The organism is Terriglobia bacterium (genome assembly GCA_032252755.1).
Classification (GTDB): domain Bacteria; phylum Acidobacteriota; class Terriglobia; order Terriglobales; family Acidobacteriaceae; genus JAVUPY01.
In genome coordinates this window covers 1-17,403 of record JAVUPY010000088.1, presented here as the reverse complement: position 1 = coordinate 17,403, position 17,403 = coordinate 1, and the positions used below count along the sequence as shown (strand labels likewise).

The window sequence follows — 17,403 nt, the reverse complement described above, 5'->3', positions numbered from 1 at the left end:
TCATGGCGACACTCTGGTTCTGTATTGTTGCCGTAATGCTGGCGGCGTATGTCATTCTCGACGGCTTTGATATTGGCGCAGGCGCCCTTCACCTCTTCGTAGCGAAAGATGATACGGAGCGGCGCAAGGTTATTCGCTCGATCGGTCCGGTCTGGGATGGAAACGAAGTCTGGCTCCTGGCAGCCGGCGGCGCGCTTTATTTTGCGTTTCCGCAACTCTACGCTTCAAGTTTCAGCGGATTTTACCTGCCGCTGATCATGGTGTTGTGGATGCTGATGGGACGCGCGATCGGACTGGAATTCCGATCACACATCGAAGGCGGCGTGTGGAAGAAGTTGTGCGACTCCGTCTTCGCGATCTCCAGCATTCTGCTGGCCATCTTCTACGGAGCGGCCTTGGGCAACGTGGTTCGTGGCGTGCCGCTCGGCGCCGATCACTACTTCTTCTTGCCGCTGTGGACAAACTGGCGCGTGGGTCCGCATCCCGGCATCCTCGACTGGTACACCGTGCTGAGCGGTGTAGTGGCGCTGGTGGCGCTTGCGGTTCACGGCGCGCACTGGGTCGCGCTGAAGACCGATGGACCTCTTCAGCAGCGGGCGCGCAATATCGGCGTGACGCTTTCGCCGGCGCTCTTCGTGCTCACCCTTGTCAGCCTCATCGCAACCCTCTCGATCCGTCCGGAGGTGCTGAACAACTTCAATCTGGCGCCGGTCGGTTACATCATTCCTCTGGTTGTCTTTGGCAGCATCGTCCTGATGTTCCTGTTCGGGCGCAAGGGAAACGAGAAAGCCGCGTTCCTGGCGTCCTCAGCGTACCTGACGATGATGCTGGTGGGTGTAGCGTTCGCGCTCTACCCGATTATTCTTCCGGCGAGCACCGGTTCAGAGTTCAACCTGACCATCGCGAATTCGGTGACGAGCGAGTACGCGATGAAGGTCGCGCTGGTGTGGTGGAGTTTCGGGATCATCATCGCCATCGGGTACTTCGTGTTTCTCTACCGGATGTTCCGGGGAAAAGTGGATCTGTCCGGGACGGGAGAGCACGGATACTAAAAGCAGCATTCAGCAATCAGCACTCAGCATTCAGTCGGGATGCCGGGTGCTTTTTTTATATAATCAAAGATTGCACCAGACCTTCTGAACCAATAAGGAACTCTCGTGGCTCATCATCAGCATCCGCATCCAGGGCAGCAGCAGGGACCTCAGCCTATTCCGGGCGTAAAAGCCATTGTCGCCGTCGGTTCCGGCAAAGGCGGTGTGGGAAAAACCACGATCGCCGTCAATCTTGCTCTTTCGCTCGCGCGATTGGGCCACAAGGTCGGACTCCTTGATGCCGATGTTTACGGACCTAACGTTCCGCTGATGCTCGGGACCAACGAAGCTCCGCACGTGGTCGGCGAAAATCGCATTCTCCCAGTGGAGCGTTTTGGACTGCGTGTATTGTCGGTCGGGTTCCTGAACCCCGGGGACAAGCCGCTGATCTGGCGCGGCCCGATGCTGCACTCGATCATGGGACAGTTCCTTGGACAGGTCGAATGGGGCGAACTCGACTACCTCGTTATCGATCTGCCGCCGGGTACCGGCGATGTCGCGATCTCGTTGACTCAGACGGTTCCCTTGACTGGCGCTGTTGTCGTCACCACGCCTTCCGATGTCGCGCTGCAGGATGCACGCAAGGCAATCGAGATGTTCCGGCAGGTGAAGGTCGAACTCGTTGGCATTGTCGAAAACATGAGCCATTTCGTCTGTCCACATTGCCACCAGGAGATCGATATTTTCAGCAAGGGCGGTGGGGAGAAGATGGCGAGCCAGTTCGGAGTGCCCTTCCTCGGCCGGATCGAACTCGACCCGCGCATTCGCGAGGGGGGCGACAGTGGTCATCCGGTCACACTGGAAGGTGAGAGTTCGGAACATGCGAAGTCGATGTTCGCGTTTGCGCACAAGGTTGAGGAGCGAGTGAAGGAACTGACCGCGAGCGAAGGCGAGAGCGTAATAACCATCGACTGAAAGTCGAATGTCGAAAACCGAAAATCAGTCAAAAGTCGAAAGTCGAAACTGAAAATCATGAATCGGAACCTGTTTCAGACTTTCGACTTTGAGCTTTCGACTTTCAGCTATCGACGCTCCCTCTTCCCGCTCACTTAGCAGTCTCGTGCCGAGAGTGCTAATATTGACAGTGAGAATCCGGCTTCCTAAAATCTAGCCGGGCAACTACTTAGGAGTCCTTGGTCTAAGTTTCTGCATCTAAAGGAGATGTGGAGACCGGGCTCGATTCTCGGGTGCCGGACTTAGCGAGGCAGTATGGCCAATCGCTCCCTCATTGGACGTCGCGAACAGGAGATTTTGACCGCCATTGTCGAGACCTATATTTCGACAGGCGAGCCGGTGGGGTCTCGTACGCTTTCGCGCGCGAACCGTGAAGGTTTGAGCGCAGCCACCATCCGCAACGTGATGGCCGATCTGGCCGAGGCCGGGTTGTTGGAGCAGCCGCATACTTCTGCGGGACGGATCCCCAGTATTGAGGGTTACCGCTACTACGTTGAGAAGATGACAGGCGAGACCAAGCTCAGTCCCGAGCAGGAACAGAGCATTCAACAGGTGTTCCATGGAACTGCCGACGTGCAGGACTTTCTCGAGCGCACTTCGCATGTTCTCTCGCTGGTGTCGCACGGCGTGGGAGTAGCGGTAGCTGCGAATGGGCCTAGGAACGCGCTGGAACATGTGCATTTCCAGCGACTGGGCGATTACAAGATTCTCGCGGTGGTCGTCACGCGCAGCGGCTTGGTACGTGATCGCGTGGTGCGAGTGGTGCGAGATATTTCTCAACCCGAACTCGACTTGGCCGCACGATACCTGAACGACAATTTCCGCGGCTGGACGATGGAGTCGATCCAGCGCGAACTGGCCCGGCGTATCGAGCAGGAACGCAGCGAATATGACAAGCTGATGGCTTCGCTCGAGCATCTGTATAAGCAGGGCGCGCTTGAGGACGCCGCGGCGCCGGACGTCTTTGTGGAAGGCACTGCGAACCTGGTCATCGATGACCAGGATTCGGAGCGCCTGCGGCAGCTTTTGAAGACCCTTGAAGAGAAGCAGCGGATTATTGAACTGCTTTCCGCTTATCTCGATACCCGCCAGGAAGCGGTACGCGTGGTCATCGGTCTCGAGGAGGCCATGCCGGACCTGAGCAACTTCGTTCTGATTGGCGCTCCGGCGCGCTCCGGGGACGAAGTTCTGGGCCGGCTTGCTGTGATTGGGCCAACCCGCATGGACTATCAGCACACTATCACCGCTGTGTCCTACATCGCCCGGCTGTTCGACCGCCTTTTGAATGATTCGGAGTAGGAAGTTTCCATGGTGAAAAACAACAAAGGAAATGGCGACGCCAGCCGCCTCGACCTCGAACACGAGTTGCCACAGGCAGAGGAAGAGCAAGCGGAAGGCACGACACAGAACGCTCAGGCTTCTTCCGCGGTAGCGGAGATTGAGCACCTGAAAACAGAAAAGGCATCGTATCTGGACCGTCTGGCGCGTCTGCAGGCTGAGTTCGACAACTACCGCAAGCGGAGCACGCGTGAACAGCAGGAATTTCGCGATTACGCGCTCGCTGACGCGCTGAAACAGGTCCTGCCTATTCTCGATAGCCTCGATCGCGCCCTGAAGACGGAGAACGCGTCTGCAGAAGACTTCCGGTCAGGCATAGAACTGATCGACCGTCAGTTCCACGACGTGCTGTCGCGCCTGGGCGTCGAGCCGATCGCGGCTGCGGGCCAGCCATTCGATCCCAATCTCCACCAGGCCATCCAGATGGTCGAGACGCATGAGGTTGAGGACAACCACGTGATCGACGAATTGCAGCGTGGCTACAAGATTAAAGATCGGCTGCTGCGGCCCGCAATGGTGCGAGTGGCGCAGAACAAATAGCGACTCAGCTGCTCAGCCAGTTGGCTCCTCAGCAAAGCAACTTCGCTTGTGAATGACTTTCTTTGCTGAGAAGCTGAGCAGCTTTAGGAGAAGTCCCCCTGGCGACGAACACGAAACGAGATTATTACGAGGTTCTTGGCGTAAGTCGCACCGCGACTGAGGTCGAGATCAAGAGCGCCTACCGCAAGCTAGCGATGCAGTATCATCCGGATCGCAATCCCGACAATCCAGATGCCGAGGAGCGGTTCAAAGAATGCAGCGAGGCCTACGCCGTCCTCAGCGACAGCGAGAAGCGTTCGCGCTACGACCAGTTCGGACATGCAGGCGTTGGCGGTCCGGGCGGATTTGGCGGATTCGATCCTTCGAACTTCCAGGATTTCTCCGATATCTTCGGGGACCTGTTCGGCTTCGGCGACGTCTTTGGCACCGGTCGCCGCCGCTCGCGCGCGCAGCGTGGTAACGATCTGCGCGAGGACCTGACTCTCACGTTTGAAGAAGCCGTGTTCGGCGTTACGAAGAAGGTCGTGGTTCGTCACCGCGAAATGTGTCCGCAGTGTCGGGGTACTGGCGCGGCACCCGGGAAATCGCCAGTTACCTGCAAGCAGTGCAATGGGCGCGGCCAGGTCCGCTATCAACAGGGTTTCTTCAGCATCGCGCGCGGCTGTCCCGTGTGCCACGGCGCCGGAGTGGTAATCGAACACCCGTGCCCGAAGTGCCGCGGCGAGCAGACGGTCGCGACGGAGACACCGCTCGACGTGAAGGTTCCCGCGGGCGTGGAAGAAGGCACACGCATTCTCTACAACGGGCATGGTGACGCCGGAGTGCATGGCGGCCCTGCCGGCGACGTGTACGTGGTTCTCCACGTGAAAGAGCACCCATTCTTCGAGCGGGAAGGCAAAGATCTCTACTGTGTCGTTCCCATTTCGTACTCGCAGGCAGCGCTTGGCTCGGAGATCCATATCCCGACGCTTGAGGGCGAAACGCTCCTGAAGGTTCCTGAAGGAACACAGACCGGCACAAGCTTCCGCCTGCGGCAGAAGGGCGTACCGGTATTAAATGGTCGTGGCCGCGGGGATCTGTTCGTCGAAATCAAGGTGCAAACTCCAACCAAGCTTTCCAAGCGGCAGCGTGAACTGCTCGAGGAACTCGACGGTATCGGCAAGATCGACAACAAGCCCGAACGGCGAAGTTTGATGAGCAGGGTGAAGGAAATCTTCCAGTAGGTGCACGGTTCAGGGCGCAAGAGGCCGCATTTGCGGCCTTTTGTTTTGCGATATGGATGAGACTTGCTGCTGATATCTTCCACCTTGTACCTTGTACTTCATCAAATGACCCGTCGCCGTTTCATTGCCGACGAAGTTGAGTCCAATCGCGCCGCACTGACCGGGGCGCACGCTGCGCATCTCTCCCGCGTTTTGCGAGCGCGGATCGGACAGGAGTTCGACATCGCCTTGGGCGAAGCGGTGCGCCGAGGAACCATCGTGAGCGTCGAGGATGACCGGGTTATCTTCGAATTAGGAGAGGCCGTGGAAACCCATTCGCAGCGGCCGATAACGATTGCGCTGGCTGTATTCAGGTTCGAGCGGTTCGAATGGGCGGTCGAGAAGTGTACAGAACTGGGCGTGTTGCGTATTGCCCCAGTAATAACGCGCCGGACCGATGCGCATCTCGCGAAAGCGGCGGAGAAGCGGACAGAACGCTGGCGCCGCATCGCGCAAGAAGCTTCGGAACAATCACGGCGGCTTGCCGTGCCGGAGATTCTCATCCCCGTGAAGCTGCGCGAATACGTCGCGAGAGAGCAGGCCGCGAAGAAAATCGTCCTCGCGGAGAACGAAACGGAGGTTCAACTGCGCGATATCTGTGACGGAGGCGATGACATCGCCCTGGCGGTTGGCCCTGAAGGCGGTTGGGCCACGGATGAACTGAAATTATTCGCCGAGGCGGCTTGGCAAAATGCATCTCTGGGGCCAACCATCCTTCGTGCGGAGACAGCGGCCATCGCCGCTCTCGCCATCATACAAAATACCGGCAACTAAAACGTGCAGCGCAACCCCGGCGTGACAAATGAAAAGGGACGCTCGCGCGTCCCCCGTAAAAGTTTAGGGGACGCTAGCCGCGTCCCCCGTGCGGTACTTGCAGTTACTTCTTTTTCTTCGCGGCCTTCTTGGCCGGTTTCTTCTTAGCTGCCTTTTTGGTTGCCATTACTATTCTCCCTTTTGAGTTATGACTCAATCATCGCAACTATAAAAGTTACGATTTTGTAAGTTGTATACGGTGATTGAATTTTCAAGTCAAGCGAAAAAATCGTTTTCCTGCCGCGCTCACGAGCACCACGTAGACTCTCCCGAAGAAGAGAACGAGGGCGCAAACTTAACTTAGACATATATCGATATTATTAATTTCGGGTCTGACTGTGTTTGCCCCAGTGTTTATGCGGGTACGCGCATTGGCAAAAAACCGACAGTAGAAAGTTCGTGCTCGTACAACGGAAGTGAGCGTACGAAAGCCCATCGCACAGGGGGGTAATCTCACCGTAAAATAATTTTGCGCGTTTTGCAGAATGGGGGAGCAATCGGGGGCTTCCGGCTTCCTTGAGCACGCGCCTGAGCACCAGTCGCATTCTCCTGTGCTGCAGCCGGGATCGTTACGTTTGTCGCTGCCCGGTCGTAAGCTGCCGTCTCGACCCGCGGGCGATACCATCATGGTCCATGAAAGTATGAGGTTAGCCACGATGAAATCTGCCGTTCGTTTACTTCCTATGCTGCTGTTCGCAGGGTTACTCTCCGCACAGCAGATCCAAGTCCGGATCAACTCGCGGCTTTCGAGCGAGAGCACTCCATCTGGAGCCGCGTTCGATGGCGTCCTAATGAATTCGGTGCGCATTGGTGGACAGAACTGCGCGAAAGGCAGTCCAGTGGGTGGCGTCGTGAGCGAGTCCAAGCGCTCGGGACGATTGAGCAGCTCAGGGAAATTGGTACTGCAGCCAACCTGGATTTCGTGCCACGGTCGCAGAGTTGGTGTTTCTGCTGACCCAATCGTGCTCGAGGGCCGCTCGCACACGAAGAAGAATGCCGTACTGATTGGTGGCGGCGCAGGTGCGGGCGCCATTCTCGGCGGCATTGCCGGGGGTGGAAAGGGCGCTGCGATTGGCGCCTTGGTTGGTGCTGGAGCAGGCACGGTGGGTGCCGCTGCCACCGGACGCCACGAAGCTGTGATTGAGCCTGAAGCCGTGATCGCCTGGAACGTGCGGCTGAACACCGCAAGACAGGCACGCGACAACCGCGTAGAGGAGAGGTCGTCCTATCGCGATGAAATGGCCGAGCGCCGTGACGACGACTACCGCGATCGCGACCGCCGTGAGGAGGATCGCTATCGCGATGACGATGACCGTTATCGTAGCGATGACCGCGGCTATCGCAACGTTCGATTCACGGATCACGACCGAGCTTATCTGAGCCGTTGCCTGGTCTCGAATTACCGCTTGCCCCCGGGATTGGCAAAGAAGGGAAAGGTTCCGCCGGGACACGCAAGAAAGATGGCAGAAGCCGGGTACGCACCCATCCCGTACGCCTGCACAGCCGAACTCTCGCCCATTCCAAGGGGATGGGAGCGAGTGATCCTGGATGCGCGTGTGATACTGTTCGACGCGAGCCACCGCGAGGTCGATTCGTTCGTGTGGCAGCGACGCGATGATGGGGACTGAGTGGATTAAGGCAAGAAGTTAAGATGGCGAACCGCCTGGGCGGTTCGCCATTATTTTTGCCGGAACCGAGATGATTCTCAGTGTGCCGCGGCCTTCACTGGCGCGCGCATTGGTATCCGGACCATCCAGATGATAGCGCCGGCGATTACGAGGAAGATGGAGATCAACTGTGTGCCGCTCATAACGCCCCAAATGTTTCCGCGGCCGGGATCGCCACGGAAGAATTCGATCACGTAACGTTCGATCCCATACATGACCATGTAAAGCCCGATCGCCTGACCCTCGAACTTCTTCTTCTTCGTAACAACCCAGTACAGAACGAAGAAATTAACCAACTCGGCGAAGGCTTCATAAAGCTGCGTCGGATGCAGACGGACCCCCAGCGGCGTCCCCACAATTGCGTTCGCCAGGGGATTGGTGAAGACGACGCCCCAAGGCTCATTCGTCGGCTTGCCGTAGCAGCAACCGGCCGAGAAACAGCCAAGACGTCCAACAGCGTGGCCCAATGCTAGTCCGGGAGCAATTACGTCAGCGGCCTTCAGGAACGAAATCTGGTGCTTGCGGAGATACCAGATTGCCGTGCCAAGAGCGAGCACCAGACCACCGGAGAACACTCCGCCGGCCTGAAGCGTGCCAAGGCTGAAAATTTCGCCGGGATGAGCCGAGTAATAACCCCAGTCGGTGATGATGTAGAGGGCCTTAGAGCCGATGATCCCGGCAAGGATCACGAGCCCGCAGAGATTCCACATTTCGTCAGGATCAAGGTGTTGCTTTTTCGAGAGGTGCAGCACGATTGTCAGCCCGAGCAACATGCCCAGGGCGACGAGAAAGCCGTAAGTGGCTATGTGGAAGTGTCCGAGGCTAATCAGGTTGGGATGCACGGTACTATTCTATCTGGATGGAAGTTCCTTTAGGTTAACCCAAAGGTGGGTCCGAAGTTGCCGGGCGCATTAATGCCGACCCGCGGGGCCGTGTGGGGTAGGTCGCTTGTGAACCTTTCAACAAGGTGGGCGCCCGCCGTGGTCCTTTAGGCCTATGCGACTGGGCACTGGCACACCAGACCAATCTTCGAGTCAAGCTCCCTTTCACAAGAAACAGGTTCAGCAGCGTTTATTACCCCATCACCAACTTTGCAGGTCGGCTATGGTGAGTTAGATGCTACGCAGGAGACCAAAGTAGCGCAAGAGACCCAGCGAAAATTGTTGGAAGATGAAATGCTACGCAGGTGCTCGGTACCAGGTTCTTGGTACTGGGAGCATGCCTTGCAGGTGCCAGTACCCTGTGCCCAGGACCCAAAAAGCAAAGCGGCACCGCTTGTGCGATGCCGCCGCAAAATTTTGCCGACCGCGGAATCTATCCTGCTTTTCGCGCGTCCGCCAGCACTTCGTCGAGGGCCGAATCCAGCGCCGACTGGAGGTGTGACGCGCGCTGCGTGTACTCGGTTGCGACGTTGTCGTACTTGCCGCGAATGAGCTGTAGCTCGTCGGCAATGTTCAGGGCCGCCAGAACGGCCAGCCGCAACGAATCGACCGTCGAAGTCTGGGCGGCAACCTGTCTCATCTTGCCGTCAACGTACTCGGCCAACCTCTGTACGTACTCGCGGTCCGAACCACGCAGGTGATAGGTCTGGTCGTAAATCTCAACGCGAATGCTGGAATTCGCCTGTTCCACTCAGTATCTCCTTGATACATCCGGTGCCCCACATCTGTCGCAGTTAACACATGTGGGCCCGCTCTGGTGCTATTCTCCCTCGGCGACCAGCGCATCCATCTGGCCCAGCATCTTCTCGATCCGGCCGCGAACCTCTTCGCGTTCCTTCTTCAGCGAGATGAGCTGCGACTTCGCGGACGCCAACTCCTCTTCCACGGTCTCAAGCTGCTCGCGCAGACGCTCCGCGACCTTTTCGGCCGCAACTTTGGCTTCGCGCGCGCTCTTGAGTAATTCGATTGTGCGATAGACTTTCTCTTCCAGCGAAAGAAATTCGCCGCCGGTACCTTCCATGACAACCTGTTCCGCCTTGACAGACATCTGGCTCTCAACCTCGAGGGAGAAGTGTGTTTCTGGCGCGAGTATAGCGCACGAAGTTGTGGAAAGGGGTGGAAAAGCGTGGATCATGGCATTGCAGGTCACAGGTCACAGGTCGCAAAGCCACTCTCTTGTGACCTGTGACTGTAACCTGTGACTGATTCGGCGTACTACGCCCTGAGCGTCCCACCGAGTTTCGTGAGTGTTTCAATCACCCGCTGCGACCATCCTGCGACTTGATCGTCGGTGAGCGTGCGATCCGGCGCCTGGAATTCGGCCCGGAGGAGCACTGAGTACGTTCCCGCCGCGAGTTTGCCACCGCGGAAAATCTCGGCCGGCTGGAAGCTCTGCAACTCTGCGATTTCGAGCCCCTCGACCGCCGCGCGCATGCGCTCGAATACGACCTTGTCGTCGAATACGAACGAGAAGTCACGCTCGACGGCGGGGAAGCGTGGGATGGGCTTGTAATGCGGTTCGCGCAGGCCGCGCTGATAAAGCCGCTCGAGCAGGATTTCGCCGACATACACTTCCTGCTTCAGCTTGCGCTCCGCAGCGAGTTCAGGATGCAACTGTCCGAAACGGGCGACGGTTGTTCCGTCCACCACGACACGCGCAGAACGACCGGGATGCAGCCACGGCGTGGTATGCGAATCGAAGTAGACGTTCTTTGCTTCGAACTGTCCGACTAAATCCTCAATGTCGCCCTTGATGTCGAAAAAGGAATAAGTGCGGGCCTTCTTCTCCACGGAGAACGGCTCGGCAGTTCCGGTGGCAACGAATGCGACTGACGAACGCTCATCCACCTTGTCGCCCGAACTCTCGAAGATGTGTCCCTGTTCGAACAGCCGAACGTCGCTGTTGCCACGATTCAAGTTGTAGCCGACCTGGTCGACGAGCCCGGGCAGCAGGGAAGTGCGCATGTAAGCGGCTTCCTCGCTCAGAGGGTTCTCCAGGCGAACGGCATTGGGCGCGCCGAACTGCTTGCCTTCATCGATCGGGATGAAGGTCGACGAGAGAGTTTCGTTGTAGCCGAGAGCGAGCAGCGTCTGGCGCAGGCGCGCCTGCTTTCGCGCGTTCGGAAGTTCTACGACCGCGCCGGCGAATGCAGGGAGCGTGTTCGGGAATTTGTTATAACCGTAGATGCGTGCGACTTCTTCGATGAGATCGATTTCGCGATCTACATCGAGACGCCAGGTGGGGACCTGAACGGCGAAGGTGTTATCCGAGGTCGTCTTTATTCCGAAACCGAGCTTCGTCAGGATACGCGCGATTTCCTGTGACGGAATGTCCGTTCCGAGATGACGCTTGACCTCCGAGACATGCATCGTGAGTTCGGGGCGCGGGACCTTGGCTGCGACGGCATCGATCTCCTGTTCGACTTGGCCACCGGCGGTCTGGACGATTAGCTCGGCGACACGAGCGCAGGCGAGTGGAGTAGCGCCGTAGTCGGCGCCACGCTCGAAACGGTGCGAGGCGTCGGTGTGCATGCCGAGACGCTTCGAGGTGCGGCGGACGGAAGCGGGATCGAACCAGGCGGATTCGATGAGCACATTCCGGGTGCGATCCGTAATCATGGTGTCATGGCCGCCCATGACGCCGGCGATTGCAACGGGCTTCACGGCATCGGCTATGACGAGGTCTTCCGGCGAGAGTTTGCGGGTCTCTCCGTCGAGAGTTTCGATGGTCTCGCCCGCGCGTGCGCGGCGCACAACGATCTTGTCGCCCTCGAGTGTGTCGAGATCGAAGGCGTGCGTCGGGTGCCCCATTTCGTTCAGCGTGTAGTTGCTGGCGTCGGCAACGTTGTTGATGGGCCGCTGATCGATCAACTCCAGCCGACGAGCGATGTTCGCCGGCGACGGCGCAATCTTCACGCCACGAACGACGCGGGCCGTGTATCGCGCACAGCCCTCGGCATCTTCGATGAGGATCGGGAAGTCGGGTCCCTTCTTCTCAGAGAACTTCGGCGTGATCGGTTTCAGGTCAACGTCGTACACCGCCGAGGCATCGCGTGCAACACCGTAATGGTTCATCGCGTCGGGGCGGTTGGTCGTGATCTCGGCCTCGTAGGCGAGGTCGTGACCATCGTTGTAGAAGCCCTCAACCGCAACGCCCGATTCGGTCAGGCGCTCGGCAAGACGGCGATCGTCGTCAGAAATGGTCACGAAATCGCGAATCCAGTTGGCAAGAATTTTCATTAAGCCTTTTCAACCTGATAGAAACAGCGACACACTTGTTCTATTGCTTCCCTTTGTTTCTCATCAAGGAACACAAGGTCCAAGCTAACGTCCGACCGAAACATGTTCCAGAAAACCCGAGATATAGCCTCGACGATCTTTTCATCCTCGGTCGCAACTAGACAGAGCGCAACGCGACTCTCCGATTCGTTCTCGTATCTAATGTCTGCCAGAAATGCTTCAGTTACTGGTAAGCTGGAGAAAACGTTTTGGAGAGCGCTCTTGAGTTCTCGTTCTGGCCCCCCGTCTTGTTCTCCGAGAAAAATGATCCCAGGAACTCTTAGCTCTTCGGGATTTTCTCTGTCGCTCATTCAGCGTCCTCTCCGTTGATCCTTCCTTACCCAAACTGCTCCAAGAACCTTACATCTCCCAGATAGAACTGCTGAATGTCGTCGACCCCGTACTTCATCATGGCGACGCGCTCGATGCCCATGCCGAAGGCGAATCCCGAGTACTTCTTCGGGTCGTAGTCGACGAAGTTGAAGACGTTGGGATCGACCATGCCTGCGCCCAGCAGTTCGATCCAGCCGCTCTGCTTGCACGGACGGCAGCCTTTGCCGCCGCAGAAGGGGCAACTGATCATGACTTCGGCGCTCGGTTCGGTGAACGGGAAGAACGATGGGCGGAAGGCGGTCTTCACCGAGGAGCCGAACATGGCTTTCATGGCGTGGTCGAGCGTGCCCTTGAGGTCGCCAAAGGTGATGTTAGTGTCGACGCAGAGACCCTCGATCTGGTGGAAGACCGGATAGTGCGTGGCGTCCACTGTGTCATAGCGATGAACCTTGCCGGGGCAGATGACGCGCACGGGCGGCCGCATCTTCTCCATGGCGCGGATTTGCACCGGCGATGTGTGCGTGCGCAGGACGAGACGGTCGCGCTGCGCCTTCTTCTGCTGGTCGGCGATGAAGAGCGTGTCCTGCGTGTCGCGCGCCGGGTGGTTCGGCGGGAAGTTGAGCGCCTCGAAATTGTAGTAATCGCTCTCGACCTCGGGTCCTTCGGCGATCGAGTAGCCCATCTTCACGAAGACGTCGACGAGTTCGTCGAGCGTGCGCAGCACCGGGTGCTTAAGGCCGAGCTGCTTGCGAATGCCGGGCAGAGTGACGTCGACGCGCTCGGTTTCAAGTTTCGCGGTCGCGGCACCGCCGGCGATGCGCTGTTCCGCGGCAGCAACGGTCTCCTCGACCTTCGCTTTCAACTGATTCACGCGCTGGCCAACATCACGCTTCGACGGGCCGGGCGCGGCCTTTAGCCAATCGTTCACCTGCGCGAGCACGCCGCTCTTGCGCGACATCCAACGATCGCGGAAAGCGCGCCAGTCGGATTCGTTTGCTACGGAAGCAGCTTCGGCTTCGAGCGCTGCTAAAAGTTCGGCGGTCGCTCGGTCGAGTGTGTCGGGTGTGAAGGTTTCGAGTTTTGGAACAGTATATGTGGTAGTCATGTTCCCAAAGTTCGCTTGGGCTTACGCCCTCGCTGGTTTGTGTCGCCGGCTAAAGCCGGCTCTGGAAAATTATCGGGCGCCTAACCCCGGGCTTACGCCCGGGGCTATCATCTTCCGTGCGCTTCGCGCACTGTGTCGAATTGTCGCCGGCTGTCGGTTGCCAGTAAAAGCGAAATGTATCAGCTTTAACCGAGAGCCGGGAACTTCCAAGCACAAAAGGCGGCCTCTCGGCCGCCCCTCGATTCAGCTTTTCGTAGCGAACTTTTGCTACGCCGTGGCTGCGGCGGCCTTGGCCTTATCGGCCAGTGCCTTGAAGCCGGCGGGATCGTTGACCGCGATATCCGCGAGGATTTTGCGGTCGAGTTCGAACCCGGCCTTCTTCAGGCCGCTGATAAATCGGCTGTAGCTGATGCCCTGGTCCTGCAGCGCTGCGCCGATTCGCACGATCCAGATGGAGCGGTACTGGCGCTTTTTCTGCTTGCGGCCGGCATAGGCAAACTTCAAGCCGCGCTGCACCGACTCCTGCGCTGCCTGGTAGAGCTTTGATTTTGTAAGGAAATAGCCTTCCGCCTGCTTCAATATCTTTCTGCGACGCTGGCGGCGCTTGGTACCACGTTTTACGCGAGGCATTGCTTAGCTCCTTTTTTGCGTTCTTTGTTTCGCGGCTGGAGGCAGGAGTCACAGGACTATGGCCTCTTCACTCGCGAGCCCAACCGTCTCTCGGGTCTTCCGAGGGGCCGGGGCTAGGGCGGACCTGGAGTCCGCGGTAACAGCTTGCTCAATTGTACCAGCCCGGTTCGTATCAGGGCACGCCTTTAGGCGTGCCGCCGGGATCATCGCCCACAGCGGCTTTATCCGCCGAGGTGCGATCTAGTACGGGATCATCCGCTTGACCTTGGGGAGGTCAGCCTTGTCCACCATCGAGCCCATATCCATCTGGCGCTTCCGCTTCGTGTCCTTCGAAGTCAGGATGTGGCGCTGGAAAGCGCGTCCGCGCTTCACCTTGCCCGTTCCCGTCTTCTTGAAGCGCTTGGCGGCGCCGGAGTGCGTCTTTAGTTTTGGCATAGTCGTGTACTCACTTCTTATTCAAACAATTGAAACTTGTTCCGGATCTCCGGCCGCTGGACGCGGCCAGCGGGTACTACTTCTTCGGAGGCGCCAGGATCAAGTGCAGCGTGTTGCCTTCCTGCCGCGGCATGTTCTCTACGATCCCCTTATCGGAAATGTCTTTGATCAGCCGCTGCAGAATCTCGCGTCCCAGCATCTGTCGCGTCATTTCGCGTCCGCGGAAGAAGATGGTGGCCTTCACCTTGTCGCCCTCTTCCAGGAATCGCAGAACGTGATTCTTCTTCGTCTGGTAGTCGTGTTCGTCGACGTTGATGCGGAACTTGACTTCCTTGACGACAAAGGTCTTCTGGTTCTTCTTGGCCTGCCGCTCCTTCTTCTCCTGTTCATACATGTACTTTCCAAAGTCCATGATGCGGCAGACAGGAGGTTGCGCGGTGGGTGAAACTTCGACCAGATCCAGACCCTTTTCCCTGGCAATTTTGAGCGCTTCAAAGGGTGCGAGGATGCCCAACTGTCCCCCTTGATCGTCGATCACGCGCAGTTCTCTGGCGCGGATACGCTCATTCGTGCGGATAAAACGCTTGTCGATACGGTCCTCCGAAGATCCTGATAAACCTAAAAATTATAGCATGACGCCATAGTGCCATCGGTCGAGGGGGCTGAGATCGTGCATCGCGCCATCGGACGGAAAATCACGAAGGTCACGAAGGGACACAAGTATCTAAAAGAGGATATTTCCAACGAAGGCTTCCCCCTCGATACCGTTGATACAGATGATTTTCGACTGATTCGACTCGTGTCGACCCTCAATCCACGTCTTCTGGTAATTATCGGTCAGCGCTTCGGTTCGCCCGTTCTCGAAATTCGTCAGCGTGATGGCCTGCAACTCGCGCCCGATGAACTGCTCCTGGAATTCGCGCTTCTTGCGTACGGCGAGCTCGCGCAGGATTCGGTTGCGCTCGCGGGTGACGTCGCCGCGAACCTGGTTCGGCATTGCGGCCGAGGGCGTTCCGGGACGCGAAGAATAAGTGAAGACGTGCAAATAAGTGAAGGGGAGCGATTCGATGAACGCGCGGGTCTCTTCGAAATCGGCGTCGGTCTCGCCCGGAAAGCCGACCATGACGTCGGCGCCGATCGCCGCGGTCGGCATGGCGGCGCGGATCTTCTGGATGCGATCGGCGTAATGCCATGGACGATATTTGCGGTGCATCTTGCGTAGAATGCGATCGCTCCCGGATTGCAGCGGTACGTGCGCGTGCTTGCAGATGCGCGGCGACGAGGCGACCAGTTCGATCAAATCGTCGGACCAGTCCATGGGTTCGACCGAGCTGATCCGAATCTTCTCGACGTCGGTTTCGCCGAGCATAGAGCGCAGGAGATCGGCGAAACGCGAGTGTCCTTCGAGGTCGCGCCCCCAACGTCCGAGGTTGATCCCCGACAGCACGATCTCTTTGTACTTGAGCTCAACCAAGGCCCGTGTCTCTCGAATCACTTCATCGAGTCTTAGCGACCGGCTCTTGCCACGAACATACGGAATAATGCAGAACGAGCAGCGGTTATTACAGCCGTCCTGGACCTTCAAGTTAGGGCGGGTCTTTTCGCTGGCGGTATCGGCGTCGAAGACCGGAGCGGCCATCAGTTCGGTGTGGGCGAATATATCGCCCACGACGATTTCGCCTGCTGCGGAACCGACGCTTTGCAGCGAGACAAAGCCCTGCCGTCCCGCAATGTCAGCCAGTTGACCCTTGTGGGAATTCCCTACGACCACGGAAACGCCCGGAATCTGGGCAATTTCCTCGGGTGCGCGCTGGGCGTAACAGCCAGTGACGAGGATCGTGGCGCCGGGGTTCTCCCGGTGGATGCGGCGGATGGTAGCGCGGGCGTCCTGGTCGGCCGAGGACGTTACCGTGCAGGTATTGAGCACAACGACATCGGCATCCGCGGAGTCCTCCGCGCGCGCCAGTCCTTTGTCAAGTAGCTGACGCTCAATGGCGGCTCCATCGGCCTGCGTCGCGCGACAGCCAAAATTCTCCAGATAAAAACTGCGATCCACGGTTACAATTATACGGGTGGGGAGTGCGCCGCTAACGCGGCCTGCTGAGTTTCAGCGCTATTCAGCAACTTTCCTGATATCTGCCGGCATCATACGTCGGCAGTCACCGGAAATCCCCTGGGAGACTCTATGACACGCCGCATCCTTCTCGCTGACGATGAATTGGCGATTCTACTGACACTGAAAGCTATCCTCGAGATGAACGGTTTTGAGGTCGAAACCGCGGCCTCGGCGCGCGAGGCCATCCAAAAGCTCGATATGGGTCGCTTCGACATGATCATCACCGACATGCGCATGGAGACCGAGACTGCCGGTTATGACGTGATCCGCGCCGCACGCAAGCAGGAGTACGATCCCGCCACGGCGATCCTCACCGCGTATCCCGCGCTGGGCAGCGACTGGAAGAATTCCGGCGCGCAGTCTCTCCTGGTGAAGCCGATGAACACCCAGGAACTGCTTCGGCAAATCGAGGCGCTCCTGATCTCGCACCAGGATCACAAGGTGAAGGACGGTCGCAAGGTCGCGAACATCGAGAACGGAAAGAAGAGCGACTCCGTCAAGCGTGCGGTTTAGCTCCAGAACAATCCAGTACTGAATCTCTGCAGGGAAAAGTGCGGAGGATGGAGGTAGCATCTCTCCGTTCTCAGCGGAGTTGGTTTGAGTACCCCCTACCCCCTACCTCTCCGTGGGGCCTGTTTTCCGCTACTTACGGAAATTTTCCTTCCAGCGCGCTCAAAGGAAAGAATTTAAATCTGAAAATATCAACTCTCCTTTTAGATCCAGGAATTTACGTCGAGAAAAGCGCGCTTTCGCTGCGCGTTATCTGTGGTGTGTCAGGAGGTTGTACCCCGGAAGCGGGGAGCGGGAGATTGGCGGAGCGTTATTGAGGCTAGCATGTGGGCGGTGGAAGTTGTAGTGACGAAGCCAGAGAGACAGGTGAGCGTTGCGGTGATCAGAAG

At 58.0% G+C, this 17,403-nt stretch carries 19 protein-coding genes and 1 other RNA gene; 8 read left to right on the top strand and 12 right to left on the bottom strand.

Annotation, left to right across the window (positions count from 1 at the left end; translation table 11 throughout):
* The first annotated feature begins 2 nt into the window (after positions 1–2).
* The 7 genes from cydB (at position 3) to ROO76_21535 (ending at position 7,626) form a co-directional block, all read left to right on the top strand.
* A complete protein-coding gene (gene cydB, locus ROO76_21565; protein MDT8070757.1) occupies positions 3–1,052 on the top strand; it encodes a cytochrome d ubiquinol oxidase subunit II in 1,050 nt (349 codons plus the stop codon).
* 105 nt (positions 1,053–1,157) lie between these two features.
* Entirely contained in the window at positions 1,158–2,006 is an 849-nt protein-coding gene (locus ROO76_21560) for an Mrp/NBP35 family ATP-binding protein (GenBank protein MDT8070756.1), read from the top strand.
* Between the two features lie 294 nt (positions 2,007–2,300).
* Positions 2,301–3,344: a heat-inducible transcriptional repressor HrcA gene (gene hrcA / locus ROO76_21555; GenBank protein ID MDT8070755.1), complete on the top strand. Its 1,044-nt coding sequence runs from the start codon at positions 2,301–2,303 to the stop codon at positions 3,342–3,344.
* A 9-nt stretch (positions 3,345–3,353) separates the two neighbouring features.
* Positions 3,354–3,923, top strand: a complete 570-nt coding sequence (gene grpE / locus ROO76_21550) for a nucleotide exchange factor GrpE (GenBank protein ID MDT8070754.1) — start codon at positions 3,354–3,356, stop codon at positions 3,921–3,923.
* Positions 3,924–4,021: 98 nt separating this feature from the next.
* Positions 4,022–5,146 (top strand): molecular chaperone DnaJ, encoded by a 1,125-nt coding sequence (gene dnaJ / locus ROO76_21545; protein MDT8070753.1) that lies wholly within the window; start codon positions 4,022–4,024, stop codon positions 5,144–5,146.
* A 105-nt stretch (positions 5,147–5,251) separates the two neighbouring features.
* A complete protein-coding gene (locus ROO76_21540) occupies positions 5,252–5,959 on the top strand; it encodes an RsmE family RNA methyltransferase (GenBank protein ID MDT8070752.1) in 708 nt (235 codons plus the stop codon).
* A 695-nt stretch (positions 5,960–6,654) separates the two neighbouring features.
* Positions 6,655–7,626: a hypothetical protein gene (locus ROO76_21535; GenBank protein MDT8070751.1), complete on the top strand. Its 972-nt coding sequence runs from the start codon at positions 6,655–6,657 to the stop codon at positions 7,624–7,626.
* Positions 7,627–7,703: 77 nt separating this feature from the next.
* Here ROO76_21535 and lgt read toward each other — a convergent pair whose 3' ends face one another.
* The 11 genes from lgt to mtaB form a co-directional block, all read right to left on the bottom strand.
* Entirely contained in the window at positions 7,704–8,507 is an 804-nt protein-coding gene (lgt, locus tag ROO76_21530; protein ID MDT8070750.1) for a prolipoprotein diacylglyceryl transferase, read from the bottom strand.
* Between the two features lie 73 nt (positions 8,508–8,580).
* A non-coding RNA gene (gene ssrS / locus ROO76_21525) (6S RNA) lies at positions 8,581–8,768 on the bottom strand.
* A 211-nt stretch (positions 8,769–8,979) separates the two neighbouring features.
* Complete coding sequence (locus ROO76_21520; protein MDT8070749.1) at positions 8,980–9,297, bottom strand: cell division protein ZapA; 318 nt, start codon at positions 9,295–9,297, stop codon at positions 8,980–8,982.
* Positions 9,298–9,366: 69 nt separating this feature from the next.
* Positions 9,367–9,654, bottom strand: a complete 288-nt coding sequence (locus tag ROO76_21515; protein ID MDT8070748.1) for a hypothetical protein — start codon at positions 9,652–9,654, stop codon at positions 9,367–9,369.
* A gap of 167 nt (positions 9,655–9,821) precedes the next feature.
* Entirely contained in the window at positions 9,822–11,846 is a 2,025-nt protein-coding gene (pheT, locus tag ROO76_21510) for a phenylalanine--tRNA ligase subunit beta (GenBank protein ID MDT8070747.1), read from the bottom strand.
* Positions 11,846–12,196, bottom strand: coding sequence for an enhanced serine sensitivity protein SseB C-terminal domain-containing protein (locus tag ROO76_21505; GenBank protein ID MDT8070746.1), 351 nt, complete (start codon positions 12,194–12,196; stop codon positions 11,846–11,848). Before ROO76_21505 ends, pheT begins: the two co-directional genes overlap by 1 nt.
* 26 nt (positions 12,197–12,222) lie before the next feature.
* On the bottom strand, positions 12,223–13,323 hold the full coding sequence (gene pheS, locus ROO76_21500) for a phenylalanine--tRNA ligase subunit alpha (protein MDT8070745.1): 1,101 nt from the start codon (positions 13,321–13,323) through the stop codon (positions 12,223–12,225).
* Between the two features lie 267 nt (positions 13,324–13,590).
* On the bottom strand, positions 13,591–13,953 hold the full coding sequence (gene rplT / locus ROO76_21495; protein ID MDT8070744.1) for a 50S ribosomal protein L20: 363 nt from the start codon (positions 13,951–13,953) through the stop codon (positions 13,591–13,593).
* 240 nt (positions 13,954–14,193) lie between these two features.
* Positions 14,194–14,388, bottom strand: coding sequence for a 50S ribosomal protein L35 (rpmI, locus tag ROO76_21490; GenBank protein ID MDT8070743.1), 195 nt, complete (start codon positions 14,386–14,388; stop codon positions 14,194–14,196).
* Between the two features lie 76 nt (positions 14,389–14,464).
* Complete coding sequence (gene infC, locus ROO76_21485; GenBank protein MDT8070742.1) at positions 14,465–14,980, bottom strand: translation initiation factor IF-3; 516 nt, start codon at positions 14,978–14,980, stop codon at positions 14,465–14,467.
* A gap of 132 nt (positions 14,981–15,112) precedes the next feature.
* Positions 15,113–16,444: a tRNA (N(6)-L-threonylcarbamoyladenosine(37)-C(2))-methylthiotransferase MtaB gene (gene mtaB / locus ROO76_21480; protein ID MDT8070741.1), complete on the bottom strand. Its 1,332-nt coding sequence runs from the start codon at positions 16,442–16,444 to the stop codon at positions 15,113–15,115.
* A gap of 129 nt (positions 16,445–16,573) precedes the next feature.
* Between mtaB and ROO76_21475 the strand changes: the two genes are divergently transcribed.
* On the top strand, positions 16,574–17,017 hold the full coding sequence (locus tag ROO76_21475; protein ID MDT8070740.1) for a response regulator: 444 nt from the start codon (positions 16,574–16,576) through the stop codon (positions 17,015–17,017).
* 246 nt (positions 17,018–17,263) lie between these two features.
* On the opposite strand, the gene ROO76_21470 is transcribed toward ROO76_21475, so the two are convergent.
* A partial coding sequence (locus tag ROO76_21470; GenBank protein MDT8070739.1) for an integrase core domain-containing protein occupies positions 17,264–17,403 on the bottom strand: 140 nt, incomplete at its 5' end.